The 12,761-nt window shown below is 60.6% G+C and carries 11 protein-coding genes; 6 read left to right on the plus strand and 5 right to left on the minus strand.

Annotated elements, in window-relative coordinates; all coding sequences use genetic code 11:
* Positions 1 to 86 precede the first annotated feature (86 nt).
* The 3 genes from grxD to plzR all read right to left on the minus strand — a co-directional run bounded on the left by grxD (position 87) and on the right by plzR (position 3,053).
* Positions 87 to 425 (minus strand): Grx4 family monothiol glutaredoxin, encoded by a 339-nt coding sequence (gene grxD / locus AC1M7R_RS05030; protein ID WP_072395033.1) that lies wholly within the window; start codon positions 423 to 425, stop codon positions 87 to 89.
* A gap of 99 nt (positions 426 to 524) precedes the next feature.
* Positions 525 to 2,633 (minus strand): molybdopterin oxidoreductase family protein, encoded by a 2,109-nt coding sequence (locus AC1M7R_RS05035; RefSeq protein WP_072395035.1) that lies wholly within the window; start codon positions 2,631 to 2,633, stop codon positions 525 to 527.
* Positions 2,634 to 2,765: 132 nt separating this feature from the next.
* Positions 2,766 to 3,053 (minus strand): PlzR type 4 pili assembly inhibitor, encoded by a 288-nt coding sequence (gene plzR / locus AC1M7R_RS05040; RefSeq protein ID WP_072395037.1) that lies wholly within the window; start codon positions 3,051 to 3,053, stop codon positions 2,766 to 2,768.
* Positions 3,054 to 3,453: 400 nt separating this feature from the next.
* Here plzR and argF point away from each other — a divergent pair, with 400 nt between their 5' ends.
* The gene (argF, locus tag AC1M7R_RS05045; protein ID WP_072395039.1) at positions 3,454 to 4,374 is read left to right on the plus strand and encodes an ornithine carbamoyltransferase; all 921 of its coding nucleotides are present in this window, start codon (positions 3,454 to 3,456) and stop codon (positions 4,372 to 4,374) included.
* On the plus strand, positions 4,371 to 5,480 hold the full coding sequence (locus AC1M7R_RS05050; RefSeq protein WP_072395041.1) for an ABC transporter ATP-binding protein: 1,110 nt from the start codon (positions 4,371 to 4,373) through the stop codon (positions 5,478 to 5,480). The genes argF and AC1M7R_RS05050 overlap by 4 nt, the downstream gene beginning before the upstream one ends.
* 64 nt (positions 5,481 to 5,544) lie before the next feature.
* On the opposite strand, the gene AC1M7R_RS05055 is transcribed toward AC1M7R_RS05050, so the two are convergent.
* Both AC1M7R_RS05055 and ybaK read right to left on the minus strand, forming a co-directional pair.
* Entirely contained in the window at positions 5,545 to 6,327 is a 783-nt protein-coding gene (locus AC1M7R_RS05055; RefSeq protein WP_072395043.1) for a PhzF family phenazine biosynthesis protein, read from the minus strand.
* Positions 6,328 to 6,490: 163 nt separating this feature from the next.
* On the minus strand, positions 6,491 to 6,961 hold the full coding sequence (gene ybaK, locus AC1M7R_RS05060; RefSeq protein WP_072395045.1) for a Cys-tRNA(Pro) deacylase: 471 nt from the start codon (positions 6,959 to 6,961) through the stop codon (positions 6,491 to 6,493).
* Between the two features lie 320 nt (positions 6,962 to 7,281).
* On the opposite strand from ybaK, the gene AC1M7R_RS05065 reads away from it, so the two are divergent.
* The 4 genes from AC1M7R_RS05065 to glpD all read left to right on the plus strand — a co-directional run bounded on the left by AC1M7R_RS05065 (position 7,282) and on the right by glpD (position 12,427).
* Complete coding sequence (locus AC1M7R_RS05065; RefSeq protein WP_072395047.1) at positions 7,282 to 8,133, plus strand: MIP/aquaporin family protein; 852 nt, start codon at positions 7,282 to 7,284, stop codon at positions 8,131 to 8,133.
* A 70-nt stretch (positions 8,134 to 8,203) separates the two neighbouring features.
* Complete coding sequence (gene glpK / locus AC1M7R_RS05070) at positions 8,204 to 9,709, plus strand: glycerol kinase GlpK (protein ID WP_072395049.1); 1,506 nt, start codon at positions 8,204 to 8,206, stop codon at positions 9,707 to 9,709.
* 83 nt (positions 9,710 to 9,792) lie between these two features.
* Entirely contained in the window at positions 9,793 to 10,548 is a 756-nt protein-coding gene (locus tag AC1M7R_RS05075) for a DeoR/GlpR family transcriptional regulator (RefSeq protein WP_072395051.1), read from the plus strand.
* A gap of 340 nt (positions 10,549 to 10,888) precedes the next feature.
* Complete coding sequence (gene glpD / locus AC1M7R_RS05080) at positions 10,889 to 12,427, plus strand: glycerol-3-phosphate dehydrogenase (protein WP_072395457.1); 1,539 nt, start codon at positions 10,889 to 10,891, stop codon at positions 12,425 to 12,427.
* Positions 12,428 to 12,761: the final 334 nt, after the last annotated feature.

The raw sequence follows: 12,761 nt of genomic DNA on the forward strand, positions 1-12,761 counted from the left end.
TACCGACATCCACCCTGGAGGGAGCAGGCTCGCCCCACAAGGTTTGGCGCTTACCACAACCGGTGCGGTGAACCGACGCCCTTGGATCAGGCCTCGGTCTTCTTGGTCGCGTTGGCGACTGCTTCCTTGATGGTGCTCTGCAGGGAACCGTCAGCAGCCATTTCAACCATGATGTCACTGCCACCGATCAGCTCACCGGCAACCCACAGTTGTGGAAAGGTTGGCCAGTTGGCGTACTTGGGCAGGTTGGCGCGGATTTCCGGGTTCTGCAGGATGTCGACATAGGCAAACTTCTCGCCACATCCCATCACGGCCTGAGCAGCCTTGGCCGAGAAACCGCACTGTGGCGCATTCGGCGAGCCTTTCATGTAGAGCAGCACGGTGTTGTTGGCAATCTGTTCTTTGATGGTTTCGATGATATCCATGGAGCACCTCGGCTTAAACTTCGCGACTCAAGTCGTCGACACGGTGGCGCATTGTAACGGAAACCCGAGCAAGGTGCTCGGTCTACGCCAGAGACAAATTCACGCAGCCGCCACCTTCACAGGCACACCGTTGAGGGCCGCGTTGCCGGACAATTCATCGAGCTGGCACTCATCGGTCAGGTCATTGGCACTGGAGCCGGGTTGCCCACTGGCGATACTCATCTGCACCCCCGGCCGGGCGTGTCCCCAGCCATGGGGCAGGCTGACAACGCCTTTCATCATGTCGGAGCAACCCTGCACTTCAACTTCAATCACGCCCACCCGCGAGCTGACCTTCACTCGCTGCCCATCATCCAGCCCACGACTGGCCAGGTCGTCAGGATGCATCAGCAAGTGATGACGCGACTTGCCTTTCACCAGCCGATGGAAATTATGCATCCAGGAATTGTTGCTGCGAACGTGTCGACGACCGATCATCAGCAATTCGTCTGGCTGAGGGGCCTGCATCGCGGCGAACCGCCCGATATCGGCGAGGATCACGGCGGGAGCAGCCTGTATCCGCTGGTTTTCGGTTTTCAATCGCGACGCCAGGTTGGGCTTGAGCGCACCGAGGTCAAGGCCGTGCGGATGGTCGAACAGGGTCGCCAGGGACAGTTTGTGTGACGAGGCATCTCCATAAGGCCCTGCCCGCAAACCAAAATCGATCATCTGCGCGGGCGGCATGGTGGGCTTGAGCTCCTTGCCGGTCCTGGCGGCGAAGGCCTTGGCCAGGCCGACAAAGATCTCCCAATCGTGCAGCGCCCCTTCCGGCTTGGGCAGGATGGCCCGGTTGAAACGGGTCACATTGCGCACCGCGAACAGGTTGAACGTGGTGTCATAGTGGTCATTTTCCAGCGCCGACGTCGAAGGCAGGATCAGGTCGGCGTAGCGGGTGGTTTCGTTGATGTACAGGTCCACGCTGACCATGAACTCCAGACCGTCCAGCGCCTGTTCCAGCTGTCGCCCGTTGGGCGTCGACAGCACCGGGTTGCCGGCCACCGTCACCAGGGCGCGAATCTGTCCTTCACCCTCGGTGAGCATTTCCTCGGCCAGGGTCGATACCGGCAACTCCCCGGCATACTCGGGACGCCCGGACACACGGCTTTGCCAGCGGTTGAAATGTCCACCCGAAGTGGTGGCGACCAGGTCCACCGCCGGTTCGGTGCACAAGGCGCCCCCCACTCGGTCCAGGTTACCGGTCACCAGGTTGATCACCTGGATCAGCCAGTGGCACAGCGTACCGAATGCCTGGGTCGAAACGCCCATCCGCCCGTAGCAGACAGCCGACGGGGCCGCGGCGAAGTCTCGGGCCAACTGACGGATCTGCGTTGCGGGCACCGCACACAGCGGGCTCATGGCCTCGGCCGTGAAGGCGGCCACAGCCTGGCGCACCTCTTGCAGCCCATCCACCGGCAAATGACTATCACGGGTCAGGCCTTCGCTGAACAGGGTATTGAGCATGCCGAACAACAGCGCGGCATCACCGCCTGGGCGCACGAAGAGGTGCTGGCTCGCGATGGCGGCCGTTTCGCTACGACGCGGATCGACCACCACCACTTTGCCGCCGCGGGCCTGGATCGCCTTGAGGCGTTTTTCCACGTCTGGCACGGTCATGATGCTGCCATTGGATGCCAGAGGATTGCCGCCCAGGATCAGCATGAAGTCGGTGTGATCGATGTCCGGGATCGGCAGCAGCAGGCCATGACCGTACATCAGGTGGCTGGTCAGGTGATGGGGCAACTGGTCCACGGAGGTCGCAGAGAAACGGCTGCGGGTCTTGAGCAGACCCAGGAAATAATTGCTGTGGGTCATCAGCCCGTAGTTGTGCACGCTGGGGTTGCCCTGATAGACCGCCACCGCATTCTGGCCGTGACGCGCCTGGATGTCCGCCAGGCGTTCGGCTACCAGCGCGAAGGCGTCTTCCCAGGCAATGGGCTGCCATTGACTGCCCACCCGCTGCATGGGTTGGCGCAGTCGGTCCGGATCGTTCTGGATATCCTGCAAGGCCACTGCCTTGGGGCAGATATGCCCCCGGCTGAAGCTGTCCAGCGAATCGCCCTTGATCGAGGTGATCGCCAGGCCCTGGCCTTCGGTTTCGGTGGTTTCCAGGGTCAAGCCACAGATGGCTTCACACAGATGGCACGCACGGTGATGAAGAGTCTTGGTCATGGCCAGTCTCTGTTTTATTCGTGGCGGGCACTTTTGGCCGCGGGAACAAAACTATGGCGCCTGGACCGTCACCGCGCCAGCGACGTTCGTCCTGTGAATTGCCGGGCATCAGGCTTGCCGATGAAGTTGGCGTCAGGGCTGCTCCACAGGAGGCGCCAGCAGCTGGATCTCCTCGACAGTCTCCACCTGTTCCTGGGCCATCGGCACGCCGGTCAGCTCGCCGATCAGACGCCAATGCTCGTCGAGCCCTCCGCTGATAGTGGCCATGCGATCGATCATGCGCCGTCCGGCGGCCTTGATGACTTCATCGTCGCTGCGCAACAACTCGAACGACATGGACGTCATCGAGGCGGTAAGGTGCGTCAGGGAGCGTGCCGTCAGCCCCAGCAATTCCATCAGTTGTTGCTCTTTCGAATCCATTTCGACGCTCCTGCCTCTAAGAGGTCTTTTATAACCCAGCCCCCTGCTTTAGGAAATGCTCACATCCGACAACTGACAGGCAGATCCTCAAACGCGAGCGCAAACCATCCACCAACGACCTCGCCCCCGCCCTGCTTGATTGCCAAGCCGTATACCGCCAGTGTACAAAGGGATCGCCGCTGTCAGGAAACCGGCCTCGAATCGCCTCCGTATTCGTACGCCGGCCTCGCTGAATTCCCCTAAAAACCAGGGCACTATTGGTAATACGCGACATTTAATGTCAATATCGCGCCCTCCCCTATTTTCGTCGCCCCGTGCGGCTTTTGCCGCAGGTCTCGCCCGTTTTTTCGTTAAACAAGGCTTTGAGCATCTGCGGTCAGTTACAAAAAGGTAGTCAATGATGAGCGCAAGGCACTTTCTCTCCCTGATGGACTTCACGACCGATGAGTTGCTCGGCGTGATCCGTCGAGGCGTGGAGCTCAAGGACCTGCGTAACCGCGGTGTACTGTTCGAGCCCTTGAAAAACCGCGTGCTGGGGATGATCTTCGAGAAGTCGTCGACCCGCACCCGCATTTCGTTCGAAGCCGGCATGATCCAGCTCGGCGGCCAGGCGATCTTCCTGTCGCCCCGCGACACCCAGCTGGGCCGCGGCGAGCCGATCAGCGATTGCGCCATCGTCATGTCCAGCATGCTCGATGTCGTGATGATCCGAACCTTTGCCCACAGCACCCTGACCGAGTTTGCGGCCCACTCCCGCGTACCGGTGATCAACGGCCTGTCCGACGACCTGCACCCCTGCCAGTTGCTGGCCGACATGCAGACGTTCCTCGAACACCGTGGCTCGATCCAGGGCAAGACCGTCGCCTGGGTCGGTGATGGCAACAACATGTGCAACAGCTATATAGAAGCGTCGATGCAACTCGACTTCCAGCTGCGCATTGCCTGTCCCGAAGGCTACGACCCTAACCCTGAACTGGTGGCCAGGGCCGGGGACCGTGTCACCATCGTCCGCGATCCGAAACTGGCAGTGCCCGGCGCGCACCTGGTGAGCACCGACGTCTGGACCTCCATGGGCCAGGAAGAAGAAACCGCCAAGCGACTCAAGGATTTCGCGCCGTTCCAGGTCACCCGGGCGCTGCTCGACCTGGCGACACCTGAAGTGCTGTTCATGCATTGCCTGCCCGCTCACCGCGGCGAGGAGATCAGCTTCGATGTCCTGGAAGACCCACGGGCGGTAGCGTGGGACCAGGCAGAGAACCGTCTCCATGCGCAGAAGGCCCTGCTGGAGTTTCTCGTCGAGCCGGCGTACCACCACGCATGAGCCATCCCCTGCTCCTGAACCTGCATGACCTGGCCTGTGGTTACCAGAACCAGCGGGTCGTGCAAAACCTCAACCTGCACCTCAATGCCGGCGATATCGGTTGCCTGCTCGGCTCCTCCGGGTGCGGCAAGACCACGACGCTGCGGGCCATAGCCGGTTTCGAACCGGTGCATGCAGGGGAGATCCAACTGGACGGGCGAACCATTTCCCGCGCCGGCTTCACCCTCGCCCCGGAAAAACGCCGCATCGGCATGGTGTTCCAGGATTACGCACTGTTCCCTCACCTGAGCGTGGCCGAGAACATTGCCTTCGGCATTCGCAAGCATCCGGACAAGGAACGCGTGGTCGAAGAACTCCTGGAACTGGTCAACCTGAAGAACCTGGGCAAGCGCTTGCCCCATGAGCTCTCTGGCGGCCAGCAACAACGCGTGGCGCTGGCCCGTGCGTTGGCCCCGGAGCCACAACTGTTGTTGCTCGACGAACCTTTCTCCAATCTCGACGGCGAGCTGCGACGCAAGCTCAGTCATGAGGTGCGCGACATCCTCAAGGCCCGCGGTACCAGCGCGATCCTGGTCACACACGACCAGGAAGAAGCCTTTGCCGTGAGCGACCATGTCGGTGTATTCAAGGAAGGTCGACTCGAGCAGTGGGATACGCCCTACAACCTCTATCACGAACCGCTGACGCCGTTCGTTGCCAGTTTCATCGGCCAGGGTTATTTCATTCGTGGCCAACTCGACAGCCCGGAATCGGTCCAGACCGAACTGGGGGTGCTGCGCGGCAATCGAGCCTACACCTGGCCCATCGGCTGCGCAGTGGACGTACTGCTGCGGCCGGACGATATCGTCTACTCCCCCGATAGCCCGCTCACCGCCACGATCGTCGGCAAGACATTCCAGGGGGCTTCAACCCTGTATCGCCTCCAACTGCCGACGGGTGCACAGCTGGAATCGATCTTCCCGAGCCACGCCGACCATCAGGTCGGCGCCAGTGTCGGCATCCGGGTGTCGGCTGAACACCTGGTGCTGTTCCAGGCTTCCGGCAGCACGGCGGCGCATATCCCGCCAGTGGAAAGCGGCGTGCGCCGATACAGCAGCGCCAACTGATGTTCAAGTGTTCGCCTTTGAGGCGAGGGAAAATGCCCCCTCGCCTCAAGCGCATGGAAAGTGGTCAGCCCAGCATCAGGGTCCCGCTGGCTACCAGCGTCGCATTGCCACCGATCTTCACGCGCTCGCCCTCCAGCCTGCAGAACAGCGCCCCGCCCCGTGCCGAGCACTGGTAAGCCGTCAGCCCTAGCTTGCCCAGACGCTTGGACCAGTATGGAATCAGGCTGCAATGGGTCGAGCCGGTCACCGGGTCTTCGTTGATGCCAATGGCAGGCGCGAAGTAACGTGAGACGAAGTCATGCCGGCTGCCGGGTGCGGTCACGATGGCGCCGGGCCACGGCAATTTCGCCAGGGCCGCCATGTCCGGCTTGCAGTCGAGTACCGCCTGTTCCGACTCCAGCACCACGAACAGCTCATTGAAGCCCAGCACATCCACCGCCTCGACGCCCAGGGCGCTCTGGACCGCCAGGGATGCTCCTACTTCCCCAGGCATGGTGGCAGGGAAATCCAGCCACAGCCGATCCCCTTCGCGAGTGACGCTCAAAGGCCCGGATTTGCAGATAAAGTCCAGCCTCTCCACCGTTTCGTGATAGATCTCGAACAACACGTAGGCACTGGCCAAGGTGGCGTGCCCACATAAGGGCACTTCAGTGGTGGGAGTAAACCAACGGATATGCCAACGCTGGCCTTCGCGTACCAGAAAAGCCGTCTCGGCCAGGTTGTGTTCCGAGGCGATCTTCTGCATCAAGTCATCGGCAAGCCAGGCGTCGAGTCGGTAGACCATCGCCGGGTTACCGCCAAACGGCCGGTCACTGAACGCATCGACTTGATGAAACGCGAGCTGCATGGCACTTCTCCTTGTTATTGATGCACCAGCATGAAGGCTGAGGACACCGGTTATCCAGTGACAGATCGGCGGATTTTTCACCCGACAGAACAGGACCGACGATCCAGGTCCCATCGTGCCGGACGCGCTGCCCCACTTCGCGAGAAGGCAGAAAACGGCTCTTTCAAGCCCGCCCGATCTGCGCGAACTTCGCCCCGGTGTGTTCGGCCAATACCGAAGGCGCCAGTTCCACTTCCAGGCCACGCCGTCCCGCGCTGACAAAGATGCTGGCGAAGGGCTGGGCGGAACTGTCGATGAACGTCCGCAGGCGTTTTTTCTGCCCCAAGGGGCTGATACCTCCGAGCAGGTAACCAGTGGAGCGTTGCGCGGCCGCCGGATCGGCCATCTCGACTTTCTTCACACCCGCGGCATGAGCCAGCGCCTTCAGGTCCAGGCTACCGGCTACAGGCACCACGGCCACCAACAGCTCACCTTTTTCGCTCGCCGCCAATAACGTCTTGAACACTTGCGCCGGATCGAGTTCCAGTTTTTCTGCAGCTTCCAGACCGTACGAGGCGGCCTTGGGATCATGTTCGTAACTGTGGATACGATGATCGGCGCGCACCTTTTTCAGCAGATCCAATGCGGGGGTCATGACCGCTCCTGACGAGAAATCAAAAAAGAGTGAACGGGATTCTAAGTGATCGGCATCCAAAAGGCTTCGGGGCACGGCACCACGCTATAGGAGAGATATCGGCACCATGGTCATTCACATCATTGATAGTTGAAAAGTGACTGCTGGTTCATTTTCGACCTTTGACAGTAGCGTTTCTTGTCTATATTTTTTCGAAACTGAAAGACATATCGTGTGTCTACAAGCAACACCCCGAGCCCAGGATGGGGATCCTGCCTCGGTGAAAAACGCGCGATCGAAGCCTTACCGAATGCGCGGACAACAACAAAACCGAGGTTTGCATGACAGTCGATCTACAACAGCCGTCCCTTTCCAGCCAGTGCCTGGCCGAATTCCTCGGAACCGCCCTGCTGATCTTTTTTGGAACCGGTTGTGTTGCAGCGCTCAAGGTCGCGGGTGCCAGTTTCGGCCTGTGGGAAATCAGCATCATCTGGGGCGTCGGTGTCAGCATGGCGATCTACCTCAGCGCGGGTGTTTCCGGCGCGCACCTGAACCCCGCCGTCAGCATCGCCCTGTGCATCTTCACCGACTTCGAAAAACGCAGATTGCCCTTCTATATTGTTTGCCAGGTCGCCGGCGCCTTTTGCGGCGCGCTCCTGGTCTACCTGCTGTACAGCAACCTGTTCTTCGATTTCGAACAATCCCGCCACATGATTCGCGGCACCCAGACCAGCCTCGAACTGGCCTCGGTGTTTTCCACCTACCCGCACCCGGCGCTGTCCACCGGCCAGGCCTTCCTGGTGGAAACGATCATCACCGCCATCCTGATGGGGGTGATCATGTCCCTGACGGACGACAACAACGGTCTGCCTCGCGGCCCGTTGGCACCACTGCTGATCGGCCTGCTGATCGCAGTGATCGGCAGCTCGATGGGCCCGTTGACCGGCTTCGCGATGAACCCGGCACGGGACTTCGGCCCCAAGCTGATGACTTTCTTCGCCGGCTGGGGTGAAATTTCCCTTACCGGTGGACGTGATATCCCGTACTTCCTGATTCCGATTTTTGCACCCATTGTCGGTGCATGCCTGGGCGCCGCGGCTTATCGAGGGCTGATTGCCCGACATCTGCCCAGCGCCACCCATGCTACAAAGGACGCCACACCGGCCATTGACGGCAAGGCCAGAACCTCTTGAAACAGTGGGTGCGCATCGCATGCTGTGCACCGTGGGCTTTATCCCTCATTTACGTCCCAAGGCAATCGACATGACCGATATCCAGAACAAGAACTACATCATTGCCCTCGATCAGGGTACGACCAGCTCCCGAGCGATCATCTTCGACCGCGACGCCAATGTGGTCGGCACCGCCCAGCGCGAATTCGTCCAGCACTACCCGCAGCCCGGCTGGGTCGAACACGACCCGATGGAGATCTTCGCCACCCAGAGCGCCGTCATGGTCGAAGCCCTGGCCCAGGCCGGCCTGCACCATGACCAGGTGGCCGCCATCGGCATCACCAACCAGCGTGAAACCACGGTGGTCTGGGACAAGACCACCGGCCGCCCGATCTACAACGCCATCGTCTGGCAGTGCCGGCGCAGCACCGAAATCTGCCAGCAGCTCAAGCGCGACGGCCATGAGCAATACATCAGCGACACCACCGGCCTGGTCACCGACCCGTATTTCTCCGGCACCAAGCTCAAGTGGATCCTGGACAATGTCGAAGGCAGCCGCGAGCGCGCGCGCAACGGTGAACTGCTGTTCGGCACCGTAGACAGCTGGCTGATCTGGAAATTTACCGGCGGCAAGGTGCATGTCACCGACTACACCAACGCCTCGCGCACCCTGCTGTTCAACATCCACTCGCTGGAGTGGGACGCGAAGATGCTCGACATCCTGGACATCCCCCGGGAAATGCTGCCGGAAGTAAAGCCCTCGTCGCAGATCTATGGCCGCACCAAGAGCGGCATCGCCATCGGCGGCATCGCCGGTGACCAGCAGGCCGCCCTTTTCGGCCAGATGTGCGTGGAACCGGGCCAGGCCAAGAACACCTATGGTACCGGCTGCTTCCTGCTGATGAACACCGGCGACAAGGCCGTCAAGTCCAGCCACGGCATGCTCACCACCATCGCCTGCGGTCCCCGCGGCGAAGTGGCCTATGCCCTGGAAGGCGCGGTGTTCAACGGCGGCTCCACCGTGCAGTGGCTGCGCGATGAGCTGAAGATCATCAATGACGCCCTCGATACCGAATACTTCGCCAACAAGGTCAAGGACAGCAACGGCGTGTACCTCGTGCCGGCCTTCACCGGCCTGGGCGCTCCCTATTGGGACCCCTACGCCCGTGGTGCGCTGTTCGGCCTGACCCGTGGCGTGCGGGTCGACCACATCATTCGCGCGACACTGGAGTCGATCGCCTACCAGACCCGCGATGTGCTCGACGCCATGCAACAGGACGCCGGCGAACGTCTCAAAGCGCTGCGCGTGGATGGCGGCGCGGTGGCGAACAACTTCCTGATGCAATTTCAGGCGGACATCCTGGGAACCCGGGTAGAACGTCCGAAAATGCGCGAAACCACCGCCCTGGGCGCTGCCTACCTGGCCGGCCTGGCCTGCGGTTTCTGGGGCAGCCTGGAAGAACTGCGCGGCAAAGCGATGATCGAGCGCGAATTCGAACCGCAACTGGACGAACAAGCCAAGGAAAAACTCTACGCAGGCTGGAAAAAAGCGGTCAGCCGCACCCGCGATTGGGAGCCCCACGAAGACGCCGAATAAGCCCCTGAGGGTCTGAAACTGGCCGGGAGTGGATTCCTGCGGCATCATGGGCAAATTTTGTATGGCAGCCCAAAGGAAGCCCCATGAATCTGCCTCCCCGTCAGCAGCAAATCCTCGAACTGGTCCGCGAGCGCGGCTATGTCAGTATCGAGGAAATGGCGCAGTTATTCGTCGTGACTCCGCAGACCATCCGCCGCGACATCAATCAACTGGCGGAAATGAATCTGCTGCGCCGCTACCACGGCGGCGCGGCCTACGACTCAAGCGTGGAAAACACCGCCTACGCCATGCGCGCCGATCAGATGCGCGACGAGAAGCAACGTATCGCCGAAGCCATCGCCGCCCAGATCCCCGATCACGCCTCGCTGTTCATCAACATCGGCACCACCACTGAATCCATCGCCCGGGCGCTGCTCAATCACAACCATCTCAAGGTCATCACCAACAACCTTCACGTGGCCTCGATCCTCAGCGCCAAGGACGACTTCGAAGTCCTGATCGCCGGCGGCAACGTACGCCGTGACGGTGGCGTGGTGGGCCAGGCCAGCGTCGACTTCATCAACCAGTTCAAGGTGGACTTCGCCCTGGTGGGCATCAGCGGTATCGACGAAGACGGCAGCCTGCTGGATTTCGACTACCAGGAAGTGCGCGTCTCCCAGGCGATCATCGCCAACGCCCGGCAGGTGCTGCTGGCGGCGGACTCCAGCAAGTTCGGGCGCAACGCCATGGTTCGCCTGGGCCCCATCAGCCTGATCGATTGCCTGGTGACCGACCAGCAACCCGTGCCGGCCCTGGCGCAATTGCTGAGCCAGCACAAGATTCGGCTGGAAGTGGTCTGACGCCCTCTCGGTACCCTGTGGCGAAAGGATTCTGTGGCGAGGGGATTCATCCCCGCCGGGTTGCGCAACAATCCCAATACAGTCACTCAATTTGCCTGGTATACCGAGTCGCGCAAATCCAGGGTTGCTGCGCAACCCAACGGGGATGAATCCCCTTGCCACAAATACCTCCTGCCTGCGTCAAGCAATCTTCGTGTTCGAAAATTTTCCTTTCAGCTTCCTTTGATCAGTATTTTCAATCGAAGTTGGCTGGCTGTTGCTGTCTTTATGGGCTAGTATTTTTCGCAAATGAACATTAATGTTCGATTTCAAATATTCAAAAAGACCCCGAGGCCAGCCGATGCCCACTTCTACCTTGCCTACGCCCCCTCTCGCCGAAGTTTATGACATCGCCGTCATCGGTGGCGGCATCAATGGCGTGGGGATCGCCGCGGATGCTGCCGGTCGCGGTCTTTCGGTGTTCCTTTGCGAAAAGGACGACCTGGCCAGCCACACTTCGTCGGCCAGCAGCAAACTGATCCATGGCGGCCTGCGCTATCTCGAACATTACGAGTTCCGCCTGGTGCGTGAAGCGCTGGCCGAGCGCGAAGTGTTGCTGACCAAGGCTCCGCACATCGTCAAGCAGATGCGCTTCGTGTTGCCCCATCGCCCGCACCTGCGTCCGGCGTGGATGATCCGCGCCGGCCTGTTCCTCTATGACCACCTGGGCAAGCGCGAGCAGCTCGCCGGCTCCAGGAGCCTGAAGTTCGGCGCCGACAGCGCGTTGAAAAGCGAAATCACCAAGGGCTTCGAATATTCCGATTGCTGGGTCGATGACGCGCGGCTGGTGGTGCTCAATGCCATGGCCGCCCGGGAAAAAGGCGCCCACATCCATACACGCACCCGTTGCGTGAACGCTCGTCGCAGCAAGGGGCTGTGGCACTTGAACCTGGAACGTGCCGACGGCAGCCTGTTCTCGATCCGTTCCAAGGCACTGGTGAATGCCGCCGGCCCGTGGGTCGCCAAGTTCATCCGCGACGACCTGAAAATGGAATCGCCCTATGGCATCCGGCTGATCCAGGGTAGCCATGTCATCGTGCCAAAACTCTACGAAGGCGAACATGCGCACATTCTTCAGAACGAAGACCAACGAATCGTGTTCACCATTCCCTATCTGAACCAATTCACCCTGATCGGCACCACCGACCGCGAATACACCGGCGACCCGGCCAAGGTAGCGATTACCGACGGCGAAACCGATTACCTGTTGAATGTGGTCAACGCCCACTTCAAGAAGCAGATCAGCCGCAGCGATATCCTGCACAGCTATTCCGGCGTACGCCCGCTATGCAACGACGAGTCGGACAACCCCTCGGCAGTCACCCGGGACTACACCCTGGCGCTGTCCGGCGGCGGCGAAGACGCCCCGCTGCTGTCGGTATTCGGTGGCAAGCTGACCACCTACCGCAAACTGGCCGAATCGGCCATGGCGCAGCTGGCGCCGTATTTCACCCAGATGCGCCCGAGCTGGACGGCCGTCGACCCGCTGCCCGGTGGCGAAAACATGACCACGCCACAAGCATTGTGCTCTTCGATCCGCGACAAGTTCGACTGGGTACCGACCGAGCTCGCCCGCCGTTGGGCCACCACGTATGGCAGCCGTACCTGGCGCATGCTCGAAGGCGTGCACAGCCTGGCAGACCTGGGCGAACACATCGGTGGCGGCCTCTACACCCGGGAAGTCGACTACCTGTGCAGCGATGAATGGGCCATCAGCGCCCAGGACATCCTGTGGCGCCGCAGCAAACTGGGCTTGTTTACCAGCGCGGCCGAACAGCAAAAGCTTCAACAGTACCTGGACGAGGTCGAACACAACCGCCGCAAAATCGAAGCGGCCTGACGAATATTGCGCACAACCTAAAGCCCCTGAATCCAGCGATTCAGGGGCTTTTTGCTATCCGGCGTCCACCGATGCCCCCAGTGGGAGCGAGCTTGCTCGCGATGAGAGCTGCACATTCAACACCCTGTGGAGATTGACACACCGCTGTCGCGAGCAAGTTCGCTCCCACAATAGCTCAGGGCAGGTTCAACGCATTCGGTTTTCCGAACGCGACCCGACAGTCAATTCGGCTAACCGGATAAACAAGCTATACAAAATCCGAAACAAAACATTAATTTCATTTCAAAACAACAAGTTAGCTATACATCACTGGCCTGGCACGAGTCATGCTCTA

Source organism: Pseudomonas sp. MS01C9, assembly GCF_058202755.1.